This is a genomic window from Achromobacter piechaudii NBRC 102461 (assembly GCF_001571245.1).
GTDB classification, from domain to species: Bacteria; Pseudomonadota; Gammaproteobacteria; order Burkholderiales; family Burkholderiaceae_B; genus Achromobacter; species Achromobacter piechaudii.
The window spans coordinates 637221-660545 of record NZ_BCTK01000006.1 but is presented as its reverse complement, the minus strand read 5'-3'; the positions used below and the strand labels follow the sequence as shown (position 1 = coordinate 660545).

Sequence of the window (23325 nt, the reverse complement as noted above, 5' to 3'; positions counted from 1 at the left end):
GCTTAACTTCGTAAGCATAAACAACATCGGCAAACATTATGTTTCATTTGCCTGTGCGCGGCGTGCCCATCAGGCAGCGATTACATCCTTCCGAGCATTCCAAACCCTCGCGCAATGCACGCGCACAACGGATGCGCCCCCCGGCATCCCGGAGACGACGGGCGTATCCATGGCCCGTCGTCTCGCTTCATCGTCGGACCATCACTCCGCCTGAATGCCCGCCTGCTTCACCACCTTGCCCCATTTGTCCAGGTCGGACTGGATCAGCGCCGCATACTGTTCTGGCGTGCCGCCCTGGACCTCGATGCCCGCTGCCTCCAGCTTGGCGCGCACGGCCGGCTGCTTCAGCGCGGCGTTGATCTCGGTATTGAGCTTCGCAATGATCTCCTTGGGCGTGCCGGCCGGCGCGAGGAAACCGCCGTTGGTGTTGGCGTCGTAGCCTTGCAGGCCTTGCTCCTGCGCGGTCGGGACGTCGGGCAGCGCCTTGGCGCGCTTGGCGGTCGAGATCGCGACAGCACGCACGTTGCCCGCCTTGACCTGTTCCTGCATGGCGCTCAGCGTGTCGATGTACAACACCGTGCGCCCGGCCAGCAGGTCGGGGTGCGCGGCCGACGAGCCCTTGTACGGAATCATCAGCATCGGCGCGCCACTGACCATGCGGAACATCTCGGCGGCCATTTCCTGCGCGCTGCCTCGGCCCGACGTGGCGACCTTGGCATCGTCGGGATGCGCCTTCATCCAGTCAACGAGTTCCGGCAGGGTCTTGACCGGGATCTTCGGATACACCGAGAACACCAGGGGAATCTCGTGGGTGTAGACGATGGGCTCGAAACTCTTTTGCGGGTCCCAGCCCAGGTGTTTGAACAGGTACTTGTTGATGTTGTGGCTGCCGCCCACGATGCCGATGGTGTAGCCGTCCGGCTTGGCGTTGGCCAGCAGCGCGGTGCCCAGGTTGTTGGACGCGCCCGGCCGGTTATCGACGATGACGGGCTGGCCAAGCGACGCCGAGAGCTTTTCGCCCACGACGCGCGCGATCATGTCGATGCCGCCGCCGGGCGGCGCGGGCACGATGATGCTGATGGGACGGGAGGGATAGTTCTGCGCCGTGGCCAGGCCAGGCGCGGCGGCAAGGGCTGCCGAAAAGGCCAGGGTCTTGGCCAGGGTAGTGAAGGTCATGCTTGTCTCCTCGGGTGGTCAACTTCAGTCAACTCTGTGAGGCGCCCCCGGCGTACTGCACCCGAGGGCGCGGTGGGGCCTCAGCCGCGCCCGGTGAAGGGCATGGCGCTGGCCATGACGGTCATGGTGAGAACGTTGGCGTCCAGGGGCAGCGAGGCCATGTGGCGCACCGCATTGGCCACGTGCGCGGCGTCCATCATCGGCTCCGGCGCGACGCTGCCGTTAGCTTGCAACACGCCGCGCGTCATGCGTTCGGACAACTCGGTCAGCGCGTTGCCGATGTCGATCTGCCCGGCCACGATGTTGAACGCGCGGCCATCCAGCGACAGCGCCTTGGTCAGCCCCGTCACCGCGTGCTTGCTGGCGGTGTAGGGGGCCGTGTAGGGGCGCGGCGTATGCGCAGAGATAGATCCGTTGTTGATGATGCGGCCACCCTGCGGTGACTGGCGGCGCATCAATCCAAAGGCCGCGCGGGCGCACAGGAACACGCCGGTCACGTTGGTATTGATGGCGTTGAACCATTTCTCCAGCGGCAGTTCGTCGATGGGCACGGCAGGCGCGTTCACGCCGGCATTGTTGAACAGCAGGTCGAGCCGGCCGAAGCGGCTTTCGATGGTGTGAAACAAGGCGTCGACGCTTTCCGGGCTGGTGACGTCAGTGGGCACCGCCAGGGCCGTCCGGCCTAGCGCCTGGGCCTCGGCCTGCAACGTCTGTAGCGGGTCGGCACGACGGCCGGCCAGCACGACCGTCCAGCCATCGTTCAACAAGGCCAAGGCGGTCACGCGGCCCACGCCGCTGCCAGCGCCGGTGACCAAGGCGATTTTCTGCTTAATGCTTGCGTTCAAGGGAAGGCTCCTGGTGCGGTTCAAATGCGCACAACGATTGAAGAAAAGGTCTACGCGATCAGGCGTTCGGGCCCGCCGCGACGGTCATGTTGAATGTTCCGATGCCCGCCACGCCAGCGTTCACCACGTCGCCGCACGCCAACGGGCCCACGCCCGCCGGCGTGCCGGTAAAGATCAGGTCGCCGGGCAGAAGCGCCACCGATCGCGACAGCATCGCCACCAGTTCCGGCACCGGCCACAGCAGGCCCGACAGGTCCGCGCGCTGGCGCTCCTCTCCGTTGACGGCCAGCCATAGCGCGCCTGCGCGGGGGTGGCCACAAGAGGCGACGGGCACGATCGGCGTGCAAGGCGCTGAATGGTCGAACGCTTTGGCGGGCTCCCACGGACCTCCCTCCCGCTTGGCCAGCTGCTGAAGGTCGCGCCGCGTCATATCCAATCCGGCCGCGTAACCCCACACGTGGCGCGCGTCGACCTCATCGGGGGCAATGTTCTTTCCGCCCTGGCCTATCGCCACGACCAGTTCAATCTCGTGGCAATAGTCCGTTGTGTCGGCGGGATACGGCAGCACGCCGCTGGCCGCGTACACCGCGCTGGCGGGCTTCATGAACCAGGCCGGCATCCGCGCAGGCCGGGCTTCGTCAGGCAGCCAGCGATAGTTGCGGCCGATGCAGAACACCCGCGCCACGGGAAAGCGATCGGTGCGTCCAGCAATAGGCAGCGTGGTCGGGGCAAGGGCGGGAAAGACGAGATCCGTCATGATGGTCTTCAAGATGCGGGCCGCGACTCAGGTCGTCAGGCTCATCGCCGGGCGCTCGCCCGCCAGAGCCTGCGCGATGCTGTCCAGCACCATCTGGCCCATCGTCGCGCGCGTCTCCCAGGTAGCGCTGGCGCGATGCGCCTGTAGCGTGGCGCGATCCGATTGGCGAAGCGCTTGCGGCACGCGCGGTTCGTCGACGAAGACGTCCAGCCCCGCGCCCGCGATGCGACCTGCGACCAGCGCTTCGGTCAGGTCTGCCTCGTTGACCAGCCGGCCGCGCGCCACGTTCACCAGAAAGCCGCGCGGCCCTAAAGCATCCAGCACTGCCGCATTGACGATGCCCTCGGCCTTGTCGGCCGCGGCGCTCAACACCAGCGCATCCGACACCCGCGCCAACTCGATCAGGTCCGGTACGAATTCATTGGACACGTCATCCATCGCGCGCAAGTCGGTATAGCGAATCTGGCAGCCGAAGGCCGCCGCCCGCGTGGCGACGGCGCGGCCAACGCGCCCCATGCCGACGATGCCTACACGCATGCCGCTGAAGCGGCGCGCGAGCGGGATGGCGCTGGGAGAGGGAAATTGCTCCCACAGACCTTCACGCACAAAGCGATCGCCCGCGCACAGATTGCGGCAGGCGGCGATCAACAGGCCGATCGCCAAGTCGGCAACGTCTTCGGTCAACGCGCCCAACGTCGCCGTGACGGGCAGCGCGCGCGCCCGGCAATAGGCCAGGTCCACCGCGTCGGTGCCCACGCCGTTCACCGCCACGACTTTCACACCGGGCAGCTGCTCCAGCATTGCCCGCGAGATACCGGTATGGCCGCCCGTGATGACGGCGGCGATCTGCGCGCCGTGCTCGCGCAGCCACGCCTGCTGGTCCGCGATCTCGAAAAACTTGTGCACCTGGTACAGCGAGGCGAGCTCGTCGTTCACCGCCGGGATCAGGATGGGATTGAGTTGCAGGACCTGAGGCTTCATATCGGTTCGGCTCTGATTGAGGACCCGCTGAGGGCCGCGTTAGACATTGATTCCATGGTATTTAATGATTGATTAGCAAAGCAATATTGATCTATAAAATCAACATATAAACTTTGCTACGGAACACCATGGGATCGTGGATTTCAATGTCGGACGCGTGCAGCCAACTGGGCGTCCGGCCGCAAACCATCTACGCCTACGTCAGTCGCGGCAAGCTGGAAGTCATGCCCGATCCGGCCGATACGCGCCGCAGCCTCTACCGGGCGGAAGACGTTGCCGCGTTGGCCAAGCGCAAGCAAGCCGGCCGCAAGCACGAAACGCTGGCCACCAACACGCTGTTCGGCGCCGAGCCCAGCATCCCTACGGCCATCTCCACCTTCCACCGGCAGCGCCTGTATTACCGAGGCCACGACGCGGTGGCGCTGGCCGGCTCTGCCAGCCTCGAAGAGGCCGCGCAGTTGTTGTGGGATTCAGATCAGCAGGCAGATTTTTCATCGGCTGCGCGCGTCGCCTCGCCGGGCCGCGTGGCTGCCTTCACGTCGCTGGCCACGCTGGCCGCGACGGGCCACTCCACTCACGGCCGCATGACGCGAGTCCTGCATGGCGAATGCCAGAGCCTGGTGGGCCAGTTGGCCAACGCCTTCGGCGCACAGCACGGCAAGCGCCCGCTGCATATGCGGTTCGCGCAGGCATGGAAGCTCTCGCCGCAAGCCGCCGAGCAACTGCGCACCGCAATGGTTCTGCTGGTCGACCACGAGCTGACCAGCTCGGCGTTCGCCACGCGCATCGCCGCATCTACCGGCGCGTCGCTGCCGGCGTGCCTGTTGTCCGGCCTCACGACGTTGTCCGGCCCCCTGCATGGCGACGCCTCCGGCCGCGTCAAGGCCCTGTTCAATGAAGTGGAACGCCAGGGCGAAGACCAGGTGATCGCGCATTACCTATCCACCGGTCAGCCATTGGCAGGCTTCGGGCACCACCTGTATCCCGACGGAGATCCGCGCGCGGCGGCGCTGCTGGCGCTATTCGAGCCGCCCGAAGTCATCGCGCGTTTCATCGACAAGGCCACGCAATTGACGGGTCAGCATCCGAACATCGACGTGGCGCTTGCCGCACTGGCCGCGCATTGCAAACTGCCGGACGAAGCGGCCTTCGGCCTGTTCGCCACTGCGCGCAGCATCGGTCTGCTGGCGCATTGCCTGGAGCAGCTCGGCACGGCGCAGGTCATCCGCCCGCGCGGAAGATATGTGGGCGTTCTTCCGGAAGTGGCGTAGCGGGCAACAGCGTTGGCATGCCGATCGAACCGCGAAATCCGACGAGAGCGGGATATGAGCAGGATCCAAACAGCGCACGGCTAGAAAGCCGGACGTCAAAACGATGGATCTGCCCCCCTCTCAGTAGCGCAACGACATATCCCGCCCCGCCGACGCCGCCTGCGCTAGCGCGCGCGTGATGATGCTGGTGGACACGTTGGCGAAATAGCGCGCGCCCATTGCGCCGTACCGTTCTTCGTCCTGCGGCGTCAACGCGATGATGCCGGAGCACTTTCCGGCCCCGGCGATGGCGCGCAGCCCCTGCTCGATGGCGCGCTGCACGGGCTCGGCGTTCCAATCGCTGCCGTGGCCCATCGCGTGCGCCAGGTCGTTGGGGCCGATGAACACGGCGTCCACGCCTTCCACCGCCGCGATCTGCCCCGCCGCCGCAATGGCTTCGGGGGTTTCGATCATGGCGATCAAGGCGACGCCGTCGTTGCTGCGCTGCGTATGCCCCGCGCCGCCGAACGCGCCATAGCCCGCCGCCCGCGTGCTGAAGGCGCTGCCGCGCCGGCCCAGTGGCGGGTAGTGGACCATGCTGGCCAGCCGTCGCGCCTGCTCGGCGTTTTCGACCATGGGCACCTGCACCGCGCTGGCGCCCATGTCCAGGATGCGCGGCAGGTCGTGCTCGAAGCAGCGCACCACCGGCACGATGCCCGTGGCGCGAGCCGCGCGCAGCATGTGCTCGGTCATGCCCAGATCGGCGCTGCCATGCTCGTTGTCGAGAATGATGAAGTCAAAGCCGGCGTACGCGCACATCTCGACGATGGCCGGGCTGGGCAAGCCGTTGAAGACGCCGCGCAAGGGTTTGCCGCTGCGCAGCAGATCGGGCAGGCGGCCGTCCAGCGGAAAACGGGAATCTGTCATGCAAGTCTCCTGGGTAGGGGCAATATCAATCGGCCTGGATGCCGGCGGCCTTGATCACCTTGCCCCATTTATCGATTTCACTGCGTTGAAACGTCGAGAACTCCGCAGAGCCCCGGCCGTCCGGCGCGACGCCCAGCATCAGCAGCTTGGCGCGCACGTCCGGGCTTTTCACGATGGCTGCGATCTCGCGGCCAAGGCGATCCACTATCGGCGCGGGCGTGCCGGCTGGTGCAAAGATGCCCTGCCACGACTGCATCTCGAATCCGGGCACGCCCAGTTCGGCCAACGGCTTCACGCCGGGCAGATCCGCCAACGGCGCGGCAGACGTCACGCCCAGCACCTTGACGCGCTTGGAGTCGATCATAGGACGCGCGGCGGCTACGGTTTCAAACACCATGTCGATCTGCCCGCCGATCAGGTCCACCATGGATTGCGAGCCGCCCTTGTAGATGATCTGGCGCAGGCGTGTGCCCGTGATCGACTGGAAGAGTTGGCCCGACAGGTGCTGCGACGTGCCTGCGCCGGCGGTGCCGTAAGTCAGCCCGTCCGGGTCGGCGCGCGCCGCGTCGATCACCTGCTGCACCGTATTGAAGGGGCTGTCGGCGCGCACCACCAGCGCGTTGCTGACCATGCCGACCAACCCCACGGGCGTGAAGTCCTTGACCGGGTCGTAGCCCAGCGACTTGATGAAGAACGGGTTGACGGCATGCGTAGTGATGGTGCCGCCCACTATGGTGTAGCCGTCCGGCTCGGCGCGGGCCACCAACTGCGTGCCCACGATGCCGGACACACCCGGCTTGTTTTCCACAATGACCGACTGTCCCAGCCGGGCGCTCAGTTGCTCTGCCATCAACCGCGCTACGCCGTCGGACACGCCGCCCGGCGAGAAGGGCACGATGTACCGGATGTTCTTGGTCGGCCAGGCGGGCGCGCTGCCTTGCGCGTGGGCCATGCCTGCGGTCAGTCCGATCGCCGCGATGGCGCTCAGGGTACGAATGAAAATGCTGCGCATGCGTATGTCTCCAGGGGTCGATGAGCGCGGTCTGTGCGCGCTTCTTTTGGTATTGCCGTTAACAAGAAAAATCAACGAGGCCCGGCGCGGACCGTGGCGCGTTCAATCAGCCCGCAGGGCACGACGATGTCGCGTGGCCGAAGCTCTGCCTGCATCTGTTCGCGCAGCAGGCTCACCGTGGCGTCCACCATGGGTTCAACCTGCTGGCGCACCGTGGTCAGCTGATACGCGCCCCAGGCGGCCTGCGGCACATCGTCAAAGCCCACCACGGCCACGTCCTGCGGCACACGCAGGCCGAGTTCCTGGCGCATCACGTCCAGCGCCGCGATGGCCATGTGGTCGTTGCCGGCGAACAGCGCGTCCGGCGGATCGCCGGCAAACATGCGCCGCACGGCCGCCTGCGCCAGATCGAAGTTGTAGTGCCCGACCTCGCGGCATGCGACGTCGTGGCCGAGTTCGCGCAACGCGTCGCGGTAGCCGCGTTCACGTTCGATGCTGGTGGACGAATCTTCCAGCCCGGCCAGAAAGCCAAAGCGCCGGTACCCGCGCTCCACCAGCAGGCGCGCCACCAACTGGCCGCCCGCGTAGTTGTCGGACGTGACCGAGCTGCTGGCATGGCGCGCCAGCCCGCCCAGGATGGAGACCCGGTTGAACTGCACCACGGGCACCCCGACTTCGGCGCAACTGCGCGCCACGTTGGACGACAGCATGGCGGATGCCATGACGATGCCGTCCACCTGATATTGCAGAATTTCCGCCAACACCCCATCGGCCGCCTCGTCCACCTCGGCGATGAACATCAGCACGTGGTAGCCCTCTTTCTGGAGCTTCTGCGACAGCCGCTCGATCACCAGCGGATAGAACTGGTTCTCCAGATAGCTCATCACCAGCGCCACGATGCGGCTGCGGCGTGTGATCAGACTGCGGGCCAGCGCGTTGGGTCGATAGCCCAACTTCTGCGCGGCCGCCAGCACTTTGCGCCGCGTCTCCTCGGACACGCTGGCGCCCGGGGTGAAGGTGCGGCTCACGGCCGACTGCGACACTTGCGCCAGATCGGCCACGTCCTGAGCGCGGGGCGCGGTTCTCATGCCGCCGTCCATCCCGCGTCCAGCATCAACGCGCTGCCGGTCATCAGGCTGGATGCATCGCTGGCCAGGAACACGATGGCGCCCATGACCTCTTCCAGGCGGCCGACACGGCCCAGCGCATTGCGAGCACACACCCAATCGCGAAACCCGGGCTGCTCCAGCATGCCGGCGGTCATGGGCGTTTCGATGAAGGTCGGGCACACGGTATTCACCCGGATTCCCGCCGCGCCCAGTTCCCATGCCAAGGCCCGCGTCATCCCTTCCAGCGCGTGCTTGCTGGCGCAGTACAGCGTGCGCCGGGGGCTGCCCACGTGCCCCATCTGCGACGACACATTGACAATCGATCCCGTCAGGCCTTCCTTCAACAGCCGGCGCGCGATGGCCCGGCTGGTGTAGAAAGCTGCCTTCACGTTCAGGTCCAGCACGGCATCGATATCTTCATCCGATTGCTCGACGAGCGGCTTGGGACGGTTCATCCCGGCGTTGTTGACCAGCACGTCAAACGGCTCGCCGCGCGTGGCCGCCCGATCCACCGCGGCGGAGTCGGTTACGTCCAGCACCAGCGGCGCGCAAGCGATACCCTCGGCCTGCAAGGCCTCGCACACCTGGGCCAGCTCGGCTTCGCGCCGCGCTGCCACCGTGACGTGCGCGCCAGCACGGCCCAGCGCGGCGGCCGCCGCCAGCCCGATGCCGCCGCTGCCGCCTGTCACCAGGGCGCGCCGTCCATCCAGCCGGAAGTCCGGTCCTTGGGGCAGCGCAATCATGCTTGCGCCTCGACGGGCTGATACCAGGGCAGGTCCGGGCGGTTGCCATAGCGGCGCACGCGAATGTTGGCCTGTTCGCCGTGGCCGGCGAAATTTTCCATATGGCACAGGCGGGAACAATATTCGCCCATGGCCGCGCTGGCCTGGTCGGTCAGCACGCGCTGATAGGTGCAGGTCTTGAGGAACTTGCCCACCCACAGTCCGCCCGTATAGCGGGCGTTGCGATTGGTCGGCAGCGTGTGGTTGGTGCCGATCACCTTGTCGCCAAAACTGACGTTGGTGCGCGGGCCCAGGAACAGCGCGCCGTAGTTGGTCATCTTGTTCAGGAAATAGTCCGGATCGCGCGTCATGACCTGCACATGCTCGAAGGCCAGGTCGTCGGCCACCTGAAGCATTTCCTCGTAGCTGTCGCAAACGATGACTTCGCCGCAATCTGCCCAGGCCTGGGCCGCGATACCGGCCGTGGGCAGGATCGCCAGTTGACGTTCCACCTCGGACATCGTGTCGCGCGCCAATTGTTCGCTATTGGTCAGCAGCACCGCAGGCGACGTCGGGCCGTGCTCGGCCTGGCCCAGCAGATCGACAGCGCACAGTTCGCCGTCCACGCTGTCATCGGCAATCACCAGGGTCTCGGTGGGTCCGGCGAACAGGTCGATTCCCACGCGGCCGTACAACTGCCGCTTGGCCTCGGCCACGAACATATTGCCCGGCCCCACCAGCATGTCGACAGGCGCGACGCTGGGCGTGCCCACCGCCATCGCGACGACGGCCTGCACGCCGCCCAGCACCAGAATTTCGTCCGCGCCCGCCATGTCCATCGCGGTCACGATGGCCGGATGCGGCTTGCCCTGGTAGGGCGGAGCCGTGGACACAATGCGTTTGACGCCGGCCACCTTGGCGGTCAGCACGCTCATGTGAGCGGAGGCCAGCAGGGGATATTTGCCGCCCGGGATGTAGCAGCCCACGGCGTTCATCGGCACGTGCTTGTGGCCCAGCACCACGCCGGGATAGGTTTCCACTTCCACGTCGCGCATTGAATCGCGCTGGATCTGCGCAAAGTTGCGCACCTGGCTCTGGGCGAATGCGATGTCTTCGATCTCGCGCGCCGACAACTGCTTGCGAGCTGCCTCGATCTGGGCGCGCGACAGACGGAAGTCAGCCGGATCCCAATTGTCGAACTTGCGGCTGTAATCGCGCACCGCCTCGTCGCCACGGCTTTCAATGTCACGGATGATGTCTTCGACGGTGGCGCGCACCTTGGCGTCGTCGTCGGTCTTGACGGCGGCGGTTCGGCCGCGCTTCAGATAACGGATCATGGTTTCTGGGTCCTGCAAGCGTTAAGGGTTCAACAAAGCGAGGACACTGTCGAAGCCTTGCATACGTATGCAAATAGGGAGAAACCCTTGGAGGAAGGATGCGGACTATCCAGTCGGCGAGTGCCAAATCGCGTTGCAAATCGAAGCGGCCCTGCCCTGCCCGCGGGCCTATGCTGAAACTTCCGCCCCACCGGGGCCGACTTCAGAAGGAGCGGGCATGTTGGACCATATCGAGATTCACGTAAGCGACTTCGAACGCAGCCGGGCCTTCTATCTGAGTGCGCTTGCGGCGGTCGGCTACGTGCCGCGCAAGGCGCTGCCCAGCGGCATGGGGTTCGGGGTCGGTCAGCTGGACGAGGCCGGCGACCCCGGCGGTGAATTCTGGATTCACCAGGGCACGCCCAGCACCCCGCGCGTGCACGTGGCATTTCGCGCCCGCAGCCGCGCCGAGGTCGACGCCTTTCATCAGGCGGCGCTGGCAGCGGGGGGCCGTGATAACGGTGCGCCGGGACTGCGCCCGCAATATCACCCGCACTATTACGGCGCCTTCATCCTGGACCCCGATGGCTACAACGTCGAGGCGGTGTATCACCGGCCCGTTTGATCGGAGTGCGCGGGCACGGGGGCTTCCCGCCCCCCGTAACAAGATGCCTAGCGCGGGGGTCGCTGCGAAAAGCTGCGTTCGAAGATGCCTTCGGCAATGCGGTTCTTCAGGATTTCGATGGAACCGCCGGCGATCATCCATCCGCGGCAACGTCGCACGCAATACTCCACTAGCGATTCCCGGCTGTAGCCCAGGCCGCCCAGCACCTGCAAGGCGTCATTGGCCACATCGAAGCCCACCTGATTGCAATAGGCCTTGGCAATCGCCGTATCGGTGGCCGACGGGAATCCAGTGTCCGCGCCGATGGCTGCCCGGTACAGCAGCAATTGCGCGGCATCCAGCTTGATCCGCATATCCGCGAATTTCCACTGCAAGCCCTGAAACTCACACAACAGGCGGCCAAACTGCTTGCGCTGCATCGCCCAATTGCGCGCTTCCTCGTAGGCATAGCGGCCCAGCGCAAGCGAGCGCGCCGTGTTGCCGATGCGTTCGACATTGAAGCCGGCAATCTGCTTCTTGAAGCCTCCTTCGCCAAGCACCACCATGTCGTCCGCCACGAACACGTTGTCGAAGAAGATCTCGACCCATTCCTCGCCCGACATGAACGCAGAGCGCTTGCCCAGTTTCACGCCGTCGGCCTTGGTGTCGATCAGCACGGACCCGATCCCTCCCGTTCCCGGCCCGAAGCGCACATAGGTCAGGATGACACTGGCGTGCGGACCATGGGTGGTGAAGATCTTGGTGCCGTTGATGCGCCAGCCGCCATCGGAACGCGTGGCGCTGGTTTTCAGTTCGGTCACGGCCGAGCCGGCATCGGGCTCGGTCATGCCAACCGAAATCAGGCCCTCGCCTGCCAGCAACGCGGTCAGGTACTTTTGCTTTTGCAGCGCGCTGCCGTATTCGGCCAGCACGCGGATGGCGCCGAAGTTGCCCGCCTGCACCACGTCAGCGCTGCGGGGGCAGACAGATGCCACGGTCTCGATGGCGATGACGGCGTCCATCAGCGAACCGCCGACGCCCCCGTCCTGTTCTGCCACGGTGATGCCCAGCAAGCCCTGCCCCGCCATCTTGCGGGCGATGTCCCAGGGGTAGTCATCGGAATGAGCGCGCTCGACGGCGCCGTCGCGCAGTTCGCGCTCGGCGAAACGGCGCACGGCGGTTTGAAAATCCTGTTGTTCCGGAGTCAGTGTGAAGTCCATCTAAGGTGTTCCCGTTGCAAAAGTAAAAATCAGGGTGGGGTCAGGCCAGGCGAACCAGGCCATCGACGGCGACCACGCCATCGGCGCGGACGAACAATGGGTTGATCTCGGCTTCCTCGACCCGCACGCTCTCCAGGCAGGCCAGCGTGGAAAACGCGGCGATGGCGCGGGCCAGGCCATCGCAATCGCCTTCGGGCAAGCCGCGAAAGCCCCGGATCAACCGGGTCTGCCGCACTTCCAGAATCATTTCGTGAGCTTGCTCCACGGACACCGGCGCCAGCCTCAGTGCGAAGTCCGGCGACAGCTCGGCGGTGATACCGCCTGCGCCCAGCAGCACGGTGGCGCCGACCAGCGGATCGTGGCGATAGCCCAGGATCAATTCAATCAATCGGCTTTCCATGGGCTGGACCAGAATGCCGTCGATGCGCGCGGTCGGGGCGTGGCGGCGCACAGCCTCCAGCATCTGCAAGGATGCGATCTTCAGCGCTTGCTCGTCCGCGACGCCGACACGGACCGCGCCCAGCTCGGTCTTGTGGGCCAGATCCGGCGAGCAGACCTTGGCGACCAGCGGATACGGCACGGTGTGATGCAGTGCGTCAGGCGCCAGCAACTGACCGGCCGCCACCGGTACGCCCAGGCTGCGAAACAACGTCCCGGACTCATATTCACTGAGCATGCCGTGTTGCGGCAGGCCGGCAGGCCACGCCACGGATGCACCCGTTTCCGGTGGCTGACCCGCGCCGGCAAAGAAAACGGACAGCGCGTCGGCGCAGGCCTCCGGCGTGCGAAAGGCGGCGATTCCGCCCGCACGCAGCAAGGCCAGCGATTCCGGGCTCTCGGGTGCTAGGAAGACCGCAAGCGGCTTGCCCTGCGGCTTGTCGGCCTCCAGCAGCGGCTTGACCGCGAGGTCGGGATGGAACTGCGCCGACGAACCCACAACGCTCAAGACGGCATCGCACCAATCGGCGCGCAGCAGATGTTCAAGCAGGAGTTTGTATTGCGCGCTGCTGGCCGCCAGCGTCAGGTCGATGACGGGGGTCTCGCGGATCACCAGCCCCGATTGCGCGATCATCCGGACGAAATCTGTAGGCGGAGCCACGGCGGCCAGGCCGTGCAGCCCCAGGTTGTCTACCACGGTGGCCGCGCCGCCACCGGTAGTGGTGATCACGGCCACCCGGGCAACGGCGCCATCCGGCTCGGCGGCGCCGACACGCAGCGGGCGGCAATAACGCGAAGCCAGCGGCGCAATCTCGAACAAGGTCTCCAGATGCCGCACCCGCATGACGCCATGCGCCGTCAGGAAGGCATCGACCGCCGCGTCGTTGCCGGCCATGGCGCCCGTATGCGACTGCGCCAGCGCGTCGCCTTGCTCGGAGCGGCCCAGCTTGTAGGCCACCACCGGCTTGCCCTGGACGCGCGCACGCGACAGCGCCCGCGCCAGCGTCGGCGCATCGCGCAACGTTTCCAAGAACAGCAGGATGACTTTGGTGTGCGGGTCGTCGACCAGTGCATCCACCACTTCGCCCACGGAAATATCGCTTTCGTTGCCCACCGACACCGACTTCGCAAAACCGAAGCCGCGCGCCGCCGCGCGCGACAACAACGACCCCATCATCGAGCCGCTCTGCGACACCATGCTGATGTCGCCGGATATCAGCGTGTCCGCCTCGAACGCGGCGTTCACGGACAGGATGCCGCCGGTATGCAGGTCGGCCAGGCCGATGCTGTTGGGCCCCAACAGGCGCAGGCCCAGCCCGCGCGCCTGCGCCACCAATGCGGCCTGGCGCGCCTGGCCTTCAGGACCGGTTTCACCGAATCCATCGGAATAGACCGTCACGACCTTCGCGCCGGCTTCGGCGCAGGCGGGCAACACCGCCTCCACTTCACTACCGGGAATCATCACGAAAACGTGGTCGACCGGTCCGGGCAGGTCCAACAGCGACGGATAGGCGCGTTCACCAAGGATCTCGGCGCGCGCCGGGTTGATGGGGTAAAGCGCCCCGCTATAGCCATGCTTGCGCATGAAGCGCAACGGGCGCGCGGTGTTCTTGCGCGCATCTCCAGAGGCGCCCACCAGGGCGACTGCGCGGGGGGACAGCAACGCCTCGGCGAAGGAAGAGGAGGAAGAAGAAGCGGACATAGGTGCGGCAGATGTCATGGGTTCAAAAGGCATTGGGGGGATCACAGACGGGGCATGTCGGCGGCCAGGCGCAGCGCGCGCACCGGCATGGTGTCCAGGCGCCAGACGTCCTCGCGCAGTGCGCGGGCGCGTTCGCGGCCCAGCACCGGACCGGCCAGCTCATCGAACTTGTCGGCAAGGTCCGCATCCGACAGCGGCGACTCCGGGTCGCCCTTGCGGTACGGGGAATGATGTTCAAGCACCTGCCCGTCACTGGTCGTGACCGACAGGCGGGCGGCGCGCATGGTGGGAAAGCCCGCCGTGAACACAGGATCTGCCCGCAACTCCAGCCGTTGCATCAGCTGGCGTACTCGCGGGTCATGCAAGCGGTCCGGACTGAAGGCGTCCTGCCGCACCGAACCATGGACGAGCGCGTGCGCCACCACGTAAGGCAGGCTGAACTTGGCTTCGAAGGCGGTGTCGGGTGAAAAATTTCCCGTGACGTCCAGGGCCGTCTGATAGGCGTCCACGCGCATCGCCGCCACCTCGTCCGCGCGCAGCCCTTGCTGGCGCAACGCCAGCGCGGCGTCGATGGCGGCGAAGGTGTGGCCGCAGCAGCCGTGGTTCTTCTGTGTGATCGACAGGATGTTGTAGCGCTGGCCCAGGCCGTCGACGGCCACGGACCAGTCGGGATCTTGCGCCAAGGCCGCGCCGAAGCCGACCTTGCCTTCCAGGATGTCGGACACGCCGGTGATGCCGTGCGCCGCGCCTTGCCCGGCACGCACCCCTACCTCGGCGGCATGGCCGGCGTGCAGCGCCTTGCTCATCGCGTCGGACCGGAACGCTTGCTGCAAGCCGCTGGCCAAGGTGCCAGCCGTGGCCAGCGCGTGCAGCATCACCTGCGCGTCGCCTGGAGCGCACAAGGCCGCTGCTGCGGCCGCGCTGCCGAAGCAGCCCACGGTGCCGGTGGTATGGAAGTAGCGGTAATGGGAGGGTTGCACGGCGGCCCCGATGCGGGTCGATATCTCGTAGCCCACCACGATGGCGTTCAACAACGCCTGGCCGCTGGCGTCGCCCTCCTCGGCCAGCGCCAGCGCGGCGGCGATGGTCGGGCAGCCGGGGTGATAGATCGCATCGCGGAAGATGTCATCGAATTCCACGGCATGCGACACGCTGCCGTTGATCCACGCCGCCGTGGCCGCGAAGGCGGTGGTGGCGCAGCCGGGCAGACTGGACGCGCCCGATCCCAACTCGGCGCCATGCGCGCCCAGCAGTTGCAGGCAAGGCGCGGTGCGCGTGCCGGGATATAGCGCGGACAGCCAATCCAGAAACGCGCGCTTGGCGTGATGGATGACCTCGTCCGGCAACCTGGCCAGCGTGTCCCGCGCGCCATACGCGGCGATCGTGTCCAGCAACATGCTTGTCTCTCCTCTTGTTATTGCGGCGCGGCAATGCGTCGCCGATATCTGCCGTCCACTCTAGGCGGCACGCCCCCGGCCTGGGTTGATAAAAAGGAAAACGAGCGTTCATGTTCCTGGGGGGACGGATTTGGAGATAGTTGCTTTGCCAATTTTTCATACCGCTGGGCGGGGGCCTTCCGTAAGCTGCATGGCAATAGCTAGAAAAACGATCGCCATACCAAGGAGGAAGTAATGAGTGAGACAAAGACCCCGCTGGGCTTCATCGGCCTGGGCGTGATGGGGGAACCCATGTGCGCCAATCTCGTCCGCAAGTCCGGGCACCCGGTGTACGTGACCGATATCAGTCCTGACCCTGTGGCCCGCATCGCCGCATTGGGCGGCCACGCCTGCGCATCGATTGTCGAAGTGGCGCAGACCGCCGAGATCGTCTTCCTGTCGTTGCCCAGCATCGTCCAGGTCGAGCAGGTCTGCACCGGGCCGGGCGGCCTGGTGGAAGCTGCCGGACGCGTTCGTATCGTGGTCGACATGAGCACCAGCGATGTCGGCCGCACCCGCCGCCTGGCGGAAGTGCTGCGCGGCCACGGCATCCTGCTGATCGACGCGCCGGTCGCACGCATGCGCGAAGCTGCCCGGCTGGGCACGCTGATGATCACGGTAGGCGCCACCCGCGAAGACTACGAAGCGGTCTTGCCCTACCTGTCGTGCATGGGCACCGACGTGCTGCTTTGCGGCGGCGTCGGCAACGGCCAGGTCGTGAAAATCATGAACAACATGGTCGTATTCATGACCGTGCACGCGCTGGCGGAAGCCATCACCATCGGCCGCAGCGCGGGCGTCGATGGCACGCTGCTGCTGGATGCACTTAGCAAGGGATCGGCCGACAGCTTCGTGCTGCGCAACCCGGGCCAGAAGGCGCTGGCCGCCGAATCGTTCCCGGAAAAGACCTTTCCCACCGAGTACGCGATCAAGGACATCCTGCTTGCGCTTGAACTGGCCAACCAGGGCGACGTGGATGCGCGCGCCGCCAGATTGACGCACGACCTGCTGGAGCGCACGCGCGCCGCAGGCTACGTCAAGGAGTATTACCCCGTGATGGTCAAGCTGATCGAGCGCGGTTACGCCTGAATCCTGTCGCCCTGCCAGTGGCGCCTGATGCGCCACGCCTTTCCCCATTCGAGATACCCATGACATCCCTGCTATCCAGGTGGGCGCTGCCCGTGCTCGCCGCCACGTTCTGCTTGAATGCCGCGGCGGCGGACTACCCCGTCAAGCCAATCACCTTGGTGATCGGATTCACCGCTGGCGGCCCGACCGACGCCGTCGGCCGCTATCTGGCCCGAGGACTGGAAACCGAACTCGGCCAGACCATCGTGGTCGAAAACCGCCCCGGCGCCAATGGCGTTGTGGCAGTGCAAGCGGTCAAGCGCACCGCCCCCGACGGCTACACGCTGATGCTCGGCAGCAGCGGCACGCTATCCATCGAACCCGTCTACAAGCAAAAGGTCGATTACCAGGTGCTGAAAGACTTCCAGCCCGTCGGGCTGGTTGCCAGCTATCCGTACCTGCTGGTCGTGCCGGCCGATTCTCCGTTCAAAACCGTGCAGGCACTGATCGCCGGCGCGCGGGACAAGCCCGGCGCATTGACCTTCGCGTCCGCTGGCAGCGGCGCCGTCAATCACCTGGCCGGCGAGTGGTTCAAGAGCGCTTCGAAGGTGGATATCACGCACATCCCCTACAAGGGCGACTCGGCGGCCATCGCCGACCTGGTGGCCGGACGCGTGGACATGGCGTTCCTGAGCGCGATTGCCGCCATGCCGCAGATCCAGGCGGGCAAGATGCGCGCGCTGGGCATAGCCGCCGCACAACCATCATCCGTGGCGCCCGGCGTGCCGACGGTTGCGGAATCGGCCGGGATACCCGGATTCACCGCCGAGCCGTGGAACGGTGTGCTGGCGCCTGCCGGCGTGCCGCCCGCCGTCACGCAACGCCTGAACGCCGCGATCAACAAGGTGATGGGTACCGAGGCCGCGCGAGAAGCGCTGCTGAAACTGGGCCAATACCCCATGACCGGCAGCCCGGAAGACTTCGCGCGGCACATCAGCACGCAAACCGACCGCTGGGCGCAAGTCATGCAGACCAGCCACATCGCAAAGGCGGACTAAATGCATTACCCCGAACTGAACCTGCTGATCGGCGGCCGCCCCGTTCCCGCTGGCACCCGCCAGGGCCTGGACGTCATCGACCCCGCCACCTTGGAGGTGCTGGCCCGCGTACCGGTCGCCACGCCGGACGACATCGACGAAGCGCTAGACGCTGCACACCGCAGCTTTCCGCATTGGCGCGACACGCCGGCGCTGGAGCGGGCGGCCATCCTGCGCCGCGCGGCCAGTCTGATGCGCGAACGCACGCCGCTGCTGGCCTGGCTGATCACGCGCGAACTTGGCAAGCCGTTGGTCGAATCCGAAAAGGAAGTGGCGACCGCCGCTGAAATGTTTGAATGGGCGGCCGAAGAAGCGCGCCGCACCTACGGCCGCCTGATCCCTGGACGCGTCGGCGGCATCCGCCAGATGGCGGTTCCGGAGCCGGTAGGCCCGGTCGCTGCGTTCTCGGGCTGGAACGCGCCGGCCATCACGCCGTCGCGCAAGATCGCGGGCGCCTTGGCGGCCGGCTGCTCCATCGTGATCAAGCCATCCGAGGAAACCCCCGCCATCGCGCTGGAGATCGGCCGCGCGCTGACCGACGCCGGCCTGCCCGCTGGCGTGTTGAACATGCTGTTCGGCGACCCCGGCGAAATCTCCCAACGCCTGATCGCTTCGCCCGTGATCCGCATGCTGACCTTCACCGGATCCACGTCCATCGGCCGCGAATTGGCGGTGATGGCCGCAAGCGGTTTGAAACGCGCCACGCTGGAATTGGGCGGGCACGCGCCGGTGCTGGTATTTGACGACGCCGACCCGGAGGCCGCCGCCGACGCCCTGCTGGCCGCCAAGCTGCGCAACTCCGGCCAGATCTGCACATCCCCCACCCGCATGTTCGTCCAGCAAGGCGTCTATGAGCGGTTCGTGCAACGCCTTGCCGAGCGGGCGCGGGGCTGGCGCGTGGGCAACGGCCTGGAGAGCGGTGTGCAAATGGGGCCCCTGGCGAATCCAAGACGCCTGGCCGCCATGGAAGCCATGGTGGCCGACGCGCTCAAGCACGGTGCGCAGCTTGCCGCAGGCGGCGTTCGCCTGGACTTGCCTGGCTGGTTCTGGGCGCCGACAGTGCTGCGCGACGTCGGGCCCGACTGCCTGGCCGCCAACACCGAACCGTTCGGCCCCTTGGCGCTGGTGCAGCCATTCCGGGACACGGATGAAGCGCTGGCGCTGGCCAACCGCCTGCCGTTCGGCCTGGCCTCGTATGTGTTCACGCGCGACGCCGCGACGGCGCGGCTGACGTCTGAACGCATCGAAAGCGGCGTCGTGTGCATCAACCACTGCCAGGCGTCCCTGCCCGAAACTCCTTTCGGCGGTTTCAAGGACAGCGGGCTGGGCAAGGAGGGCGGCGTCGAAGGCTTGCAGGAGTTCATGCAGGTCAAGTACGTCAGCCAGATGTAGCCGCACCATCCAAAGGAGAAGACCATGAATAAGAAGATCACCACGGTGCTGGTCCTGGCCGCGAGCGCCGGGCTGGCGCAAGCGCAGACGCAGACTGGCATTTCTGACGACGTCGTGCGCATCGGCGTGCTGACCGATATGTCGGGCGCCTATTCCGGCAACGTCGGCCCCGGTTCGGTGCTGGCCACCAAGCTGGCCATCGAAGACTTCGGCGGCAAGGTGCTGGGCAAGCCGATCGAGATGTTGTCGGCCGACCATCTGAACAAGACCGACGTGGCCGCCGGCCGGGCCCGGGAATGGATGGACCGCGAGAAGGTCGATGTCGTGACCGAACTGGGCAACAGCGCCGTCGCCCTGGCCGTGATGAACATCGCCCGCGAGAAAAGCCGCATGACGATGGTGACCGGCGCGGGCGCCACCCGCATTACCGGCGAGGACTGCTCACCCAACAACGTCCAGTGGGTCTATGACACGTATGCGCTGGCAAAAGTGGGCACCTTGCCCCTGGTCGAAGCCGGCGCGAAGAAATGGTATTTCGTCACGGCCGACTATGCGTTCGGCCATTCGCTGGAAAGCGATGGCATGCGCTTCGTGAAAGAAGGCGGCGGCACGGTGGCGGGCTCCGTCCGCTATCCCTTCCCCGGTACGGACTTCGCATCCTTCCTGCTTTCGGCGCAAGCCAGCAAGGCCGATGCGGTAGGCTTTGCCAGCGCGGGCGCCGACTTGCAGAACGAGATCAAGCAGGCCCGCGAATTCGGCCTGGCCGATCGTCAGAAACTGGTGGCCATGCTGATGAGCATCACGGACGTGCACGGCGTGGGCCTGGAAGCCGCCCAGGGCATGACCTTCGCCGAGACCTTCTACTGGGACATGGACGACGAGACGCGCGCCTTCGCGCAGCGCTTTTTCAAAGCCGCCAACAAGATGCCCACCGCCTTGCAGGCTGGCCAGTATTCCGCCGTGTTGAACTACCTGCGGGCCGTGGAGAAGTCTGGCACCGACAACGCGGACACCGTGATGAAGACGCTGCGCAGCATGCCGATTCATGACGCCTTTGCCCGCAACGCCCGCCTGCGCGAAGACGGCAAGCTGATCCACGACACCTATGTGGTCCAAGTGAAGGCGCCCAAGGAATCCAAGGCTGCGTGGGACTACTACAAGATCGTCAAGACGGTGCCGGGCGACCAGGCGTTCATGCCCTTGGCCGAAAGCCAATGCAAGCTGGTCAAGCAATGACGCCCGCCGACCCCGACGCGCTGCCGGTCTACGAGGCGTATGCCATCCGCTACGCCAGCGTGACGCGGCGCGCCGTCGACAACTTCCTGTCACGCGCGGACGTGCACGACGGCCCTATGCCGCTGGACTTTTACTGCTGGCTGTTGCGTGGCCCGGCCGGCAACGTGCTGGTCGACACCGGCTTCAGCGCGTGCTCGGCACGCGCCCGCGACCGGGCCTTCACGCTGCATCCCGAGGCCGCGCTGGCCCGGTTGGGCCTGGCGCCGACAGACATCGACCACGTGATCCTGACGCACCTGCACTATGACCACGCCGGCAACGTCGAGGCTTATCCTCGGGCGCAAGTGCATCTGCAAGACACCGAGATGCAGTACGCCACCGGCCGGTATATGTGCTTTGAGGCCATGCGGCATTTCTTTTCGGTCGACGACGTGCAGTCGGTGCTGCGGCAGGTTTACGCGGGGCGCGTCCGCTTTCACGACGGCGACGCCGAGCTTGCGCCCGGGCTGGAACTGCACCACATCGGCGGCCACACGCAGGGCTTGCAGGTGGTGCGCGTACACACTGCTCGCGGCTGGATCGTGCTGGCCTCGGATGCCTTGCACTACTCCCGCAACTACACCGACGACAACCCGTTTCCCGCGATCTTTCACCTGGGCGACATGCTGGAGGGCTATCGGCGAATTCGTGCGCTGGCGCCATCCGACGCGCATATCGTCCCCGGCCACGATCCGGCCGTCGCCCGGCAGTATCCGTCCGCCGATGGCGAGGCGGGCATCTATCGGCTGGACAGGCCGCCCCTTGTGTAAAGGAAAACCCGATGCAAGACGACGACTTCATCCTGAACCGGCTGGCCGACGCCGTGAACCGCCAAGAACGCCTGGTATGGCGGGGCCGCCACTTGAACACGGTGTTCCTGCTGGAGCGCGGCGCCGACACCTACCTGATCACGGTGGCGGCGGGCCGGATACAGCCAGTACGCAAAGGCCCCTTCGTGATGCCGCGCTGGCAGTTTGCATTACGCGCATCGGCAGAAGACTGGGCGCAGTTCTGGCTGCCACTGCCCCCGCCCGGCTTTCACGATCTGATGGCGCTGGTGAAATTCCGGCGGCTGCGCGCCGAAGGCGACCTGTACCCGCTGATGTCCAACCTGCTGTATTTCAAGGACGTGCTGGCCTGCCCGCGCGCCGAAGGAGCGTCCTCGTGATGCCGCACACCGCTGTCTTCGAACCCATCATCGGGCGCTACCTGCATTTGACGCTGGGCGGCCGCAGCCATCGCGTCTATGTCGAGGAAGCCGGCAGCGGCATCCCGCTGCTGTGCCTGCACACCGCAGGCGCCGATACCCGCCAGTACCGCGCCGTGATGAACGACCCGAGAATCCTGGAGTCCTTCCGGGTGATCGCGTTCGACCTGCCGTGGCACGGTAAATCATCACCGCCCGAAGGCTGGCAGCAGGAGACCTACCGGCTGACATCGGAGGACTACGCGCAAGTGATCATCGCCGTGGCCGACGCGCTGGCGCTGGACCGCCCGTTGGTGATGGGATGTTCCATCGGCGGGCGCATCGTGCTGCATCTTGCCCTGGAACACGCGCACCGCTTCGGCGGCGCCATCGGACTGCAATCGGGCGCGCACGTGGATCCCTATTACGATCTGGAATGGCTGAACCGACCCGACGTGCATGGCGGCGAAGTCTGCGCCGGCATCGTGTCCGGCCTGGTGGGACCGGGCAGCCCTGACAAGCACCGCTGGGAAACGCTGTGGCATTACATGCAGAGCGGCCCTGGCGTGTTCAAGGGCGATCTGCATTTCTATACGGCCGATGGCGATATCCGCGACCGTGTGGCTCAGATAGATACGCGCCAGTGCCCCTTGTGGTTGCTGACCGGCGAATACGATTATTCGTGCACGCCGCAAGACACCGAGTTCCTGGCCGGGCGGATTGCCGGTTCGCACTGGCAGATCATGCAAGGCATGGGCCACTTTCCCATGAGCGAAGACCCCGACCGGTTCCTTGCCTACCTGCGCCCCGTGTTGGCTCAGGCGGCCGAAGCGCGGCTGGCGGAATAGCCGCCTTGGCACGCTGGCGCGATCAGCGCGCCGGCGTGTCGGGCGCCTGAGTGTCGGGCCCCGTCAAGGCCTTCAGCAATTCATCGACCGGGCGCGCCAGTTGCGCCGTGTCCCGCACGCAGACATAGAACTGGCGTTCGGCCCATTCATCCCGCAGCCGCAGCAGCACCAGCCCCATCGAGGCCAGATAATGGCGCGCGATGCCTTCCGGCACCACGCCGATACCCAGACCTTCGCGGATCATCCGGCAACGCGTCTCGAAATTGGAAACCTGAAGCTTGACGGTGGGCGGCCGAGATAGCGTCTGCCCCGCATACGCCAGGAACTGGTCCAGCGAGTGCCGTGGGAAGTACCCCAACAGGTCATAGTCCAGCGCGTCTTCCAGGAACAATTCCGTCCGGTCCGCCAGCGGATGACCGATAGGCACGACCAGCCCCACGCGATCTCGCCGGAAGGGAAACGAAGCGACGCCAGGCACGGGATGATCAGCGTGGTAGATGCCGATATCTACCGAAGACTCGCCCACCATGCGCGGGATGTCGTAACTGTGGCATTCCAGCAAGTCCACGCTGACATCGCTGCGACCGGCCAGGAATCTACCCATGACGCCGGGCAGGAATTGCAGGATGGTCGAAGGATTGGAAGCGAGCCGGATCTTCGCCCGGCCGTTCAGGGAATAGCCGTTGATCGCTTGTTCGGTCAGTTGAACGCTGCGCAGGATGGCTTTGGCGCGCTGGTAGAGCAACGCGCCGGCGGACGTAGGTTCAACGCCCCGGCCGTGGCGGTGCAGCAGCGTCCGGCCCAGGTGCCGCTCCAGTTCGGCCACCCGTTTGCTGGCGGCCGACGTCACCAGGTTTTCGCGTTCGGCCGCCTTGGACAGGCTCTTTTCTTCGACGGCCGCAACGAAGATTTCCAGCGCGGGAATATCCAGTTTTTTCATATCAGAAATATACCGTGCGGCCCG

At 65.9% G+C, this 23325-nt stretch carries 22 protein-coding genes; 9 read left to right on the top strand and 13 right to left on the bottom strand.

The annotated features are described in order from the left end of the window. Positions 1 to 201: 201 nt before the first annotated feature. The 4 genes from API01S_RS15130 to API01S_RS15115 all read right to left on the bottom strand — a co-directional run bounded on the left by API01S_RS15130 (position 202) and on the right by API01S_RS15115 (position 3759). Positions 202 to 1176 (bottom strand): Bug family tripartite tricarboxylate transporter substrate binding protein, encoded by a 975-nt coding sequence (locus tag API01S_RS15130; protein ID WP_061305066.1) that lies wholly within the window; start codon positions 1174 to 1176, stop codon positions 202 to 204. Positions 1177 to 1256: 80 nt separating this feature from the next. Next, complete coding sequence (locus API01S_RS15125) at positions 1257 to 2021, bottom strand: SDR family oxidoreductase (protein WP_061305064.1); 765 nt, start codon at positions 2019 to 2021, stop codon at positions 1257 to 1259. A 58-nt stretch (positions 2022 to 2079) separates the two neighbouring features. Next, the gene (locus tag API01S_RS15120) at positions 2080 to 2778 is read right to left on the bottom strand and encodes a fumarylacetoacetate hydrolase family protein (RefSeq protein ID WP_061305595.1); all 699 of its coding nucleotides are present in this window, start codon (positions 2776 to 2778) and stop codon (positions 2080 to 2082) included. A gap of 27 nt (positions 2779 to 2805) precedes the next feature. Then, a complete protein-coding gene (locus API01S_RS15115) occupies positions 2806 to 3759 on the bottom strand; it encodes a 2-hydroxyacid dehydrogenase (protein ID WP_061305062.1) in 954 nt (317 codons plus the stop codon). A 146-nt stretch (positions 3760 to 3905) separates the two neighbouring features. On the opposite strand from API01S_RS15115, the gene API01S_RS15110 reads away from it, so the two are divergent. Continuing rightward, positions 3906 to 5030, top strand: a complete 1125-nt coding sequence (locus API01S_RS15110; RefSeq protein ID WP_174544677.1) for a citrate/2-methylcitrate synthase — start codon at positions 3906 to 3908, stop codon at positions 5028 to 5030. Positions 5031 to 5150: 120 nt separating this feature from the next. Here API01S_RS15110 and API01S_RS15105 read toward each other — a convergent pair whose 3' ends face one another. From API01S_RS15105 to hisD, 5 genes are all read right to left on the bottom strand, one after another. Then, complete coding sequence (locus API01S_RS15105; protein WP_061305058.1) at positions 5151 to 5936, bottom strand: HpcH/HpaI aldolase family protein; 786 nt, start codon at positions 5934 to 5936, stop codon at positions 5151 to 5153. 25 nt (positions 5937 to 5961) lie between these two features. Next, entirely contained in the window at positions 5962 to 6948 is a 987-nt protein-coding gene (locus API01S_RS15100) for a Bug family tripartite tricarboxylate transporter substrate binding protein (RefSeq protein WP_006221533.1), read from the bottom strand. Positions 6949 to 7019: 71 nt separating this feature from the next. Next, a complete protein-coding gene (locus API01S_RS15095) occupies positions 7020 to 8036 on the bottom strand; it encodes a LacI family DNA-binding transcriptional regulator (protein WP_061305593.1) in 1017 nt (338 codons plus the stop codon). Next, positions 8033 to 8800, bottom strand: a complete 768-nt coding sequence (locus tag API01S_RS15090) for an SDR family NAD(P)-dependent oxidoreductase (protein ID WP_061305057.1) — start codon at positions 8798 to 8800, stop codon at positions 8033 to 8035. The genes API01S_RS15095 and API01S_RS15090 overlap by 4 nt, the downstream gene beginning before the upstream one ends. Next, positions 8797 to 10116, bottom strand: coding sequence for a histidinol dehydrogenase (gene hisD / locus API01S_RS15085; protein WP_061305055.1), 1320 nt, complete (start codon positions 10114 to 10116; stop codon positions 8797 to 8799). The genes API01S_RS15090 and hisD overlap by 4 nt, the downstream gene beginning before the upstream one ends. A gap of 217 nt (positions 10117 to 10333) precedes the next feature. Between hisD and API01S_RS15080 the strand changes: the two genes are divergently transcribed. Continuing rightward, positions 10334 to 10720 (top strand): VOC family protein, encoded by a 387-nt coding sequence (locus API01S_RS15080; protein WP_006221538.1) that lies wholly within the window; start codon positions 10334 to 10336, stop codon positions 10718 to 10720. 47 nt (positions 10721 to 10767) lie between these two features. Here the strand turns inward: API01S_RS15080 and API01S_RS15075 are convergent, their stop codons facing one another. Genes API01S_RS15075 through API01S_RS15065 form a run of 3 tightly spaced genes read right to left on the bottom strand, consistent with a single transcriptional unit; the run spans position 10768 to position 15456 of the window. Then, entirely contained in the window at positions 10768 to 11919 is a 1152-nt protein-coding gene (locus API01S_RS15075; protein WP_006221539.1) for an acyl-CoA dehydrogenase family protein, read from the bottom strand. Positions 11920 to 11959: 40 nt separating this feature from the next. Next, positions 11960 to 14059 carry an acetate--CoA ligase family protein gene (locus API01S_RS15070; RefSeq protein ID WP_084802433.1) on the bottom strand — a complete coding sequence of 700 codons (2100 nt, stop codon included), beginning with the start codon at positions 14057 to 14059 and terminating at the stop codon, positions 11960 to 11962. Between the two features lie 41 nt (positions 14060 to 14100). Beyond that, the gene (locus tag API01S_RS15065; protein ID WP_061305051.1) at positions 14101 to 15456 is read right to left on the bottom strand and encodes an MmgE/PrpD family protein; all 1356 of its coding nucleotides are present in this window, start codon (positions 15454 to 15456) and stop codon (positions 14101 to 14103) included. Between the two features lie 234 nt (positions 15457 to 15690). Here API01S_RS15065 and API01S_RS15060 point away from each other — a divergent pair, with 234 nt between their 5' ends. The 7 genes from API01S_RS15060 to API01S_RS15030 are packed head-to-tail and all read left to right on the top strand — an operon-like array spanning position 15691 to position 22361. After that, on the top strand, positions 15691 to 16584 hold the full coding sequence (locus API01S_RS15060; protein WP_050729433.1) for an NAD(P)-dependent oxidoreductase: 894 nt from the start codon (positions 15691 to 15693) through the stop codon (positions 16582 to 16584). Positions 16585 to 16643: 59 nt separating this feature from the next. Beyond that, complete coding sequence (locus tag API01S_RS15055) at positions 16644 to 17621, top strand: Bug family tripartite tricarboxylate transporter substrate binding protein (RefSeq protein WP_061305049.1); 978 nt, start codon at positions 16644 to 16646, stop codon at positions 17619 to 17621. After that, positions 17622 to 19052 carry an NAD-dependent succinate-semialdehyde dehydrogenase gene (locus API01S_RS15050; protein WP_061305047.1) on the top strand — a complete coding sequence of 477 codons (1431 nt, stop codon included), beginning with the start codon at positions 17622 to 17624 and terminating at the stop codon, positions 19050 to 19052. It begins immediately after the preceding gene. Between the two features lie 24 nt (positions 19053 to 19076). Then, positions 19077 to 20288: an ABC transporter substrate-binding protein gene (locus API01S_RS15045; protein ID WP_061305045.1), complete on the top strand. Its 1212-nt coding sequence runs from the start codon at positions 19077 to 19079 to the stop codon at positions 20286 to 20288. Continuing rightward, positions 20285 to 21097, top strand: coding sequence for an N-acyl homoserine lactonase family protein (locus API01S_RS15040; RefSeq protein WP_061305043.1), 813 nt, complete (start codon positions 20285 to 20287; stop codon positions 21095 to 21097). Before API01S_RS15045 ends, API01S_RS15040 begins: the two co-directional genes overlap by 4 nt. Before the next feature lie 11 nt (positions 21098 to 21108). Then, on the top strand, positions 21109 to 21495 hold the full coding sequence (locus API01S_RS15035; RefSeq protein WP_061305041.1) for a hypothetical protein: 387 nt from the start codon (positions 21109 to 21111) through the stop codon (positions 21493 to 21495). Beyond that, a complete protein-coding gene (locus tag API01S_RS15030) occupies positions 21495 to 22361 on the top strand; it encodes an alpha/beta fold hydrolase (RefSeq protein ID WP_061305039.1) in 867 nt (288 codons plus the stop codon). Before API01S_RS15035 ends, API01S_RS15030 begins: the two co-directional genes overlap by 1 nt. A 22-nt stretch (positions 22362 to 22383) precedes the next feature. Here API01S_RS15030 and API01S_RS15025 read toward each other — a convergent pair whose 3' ends face one another. Then, positions 22384 to 23301: a LysR family transcriptional regulator gene (locus API01S_RS15025; protein WP_006221550.1), complete on the bottom strand. Its 918-nt coding sequence runs from the start codon at positions 23299 to 23301 to the stop codon at positions 22384 to 22386. Positions 23302 to 23325: the final 24 nt, after the last annotated feature.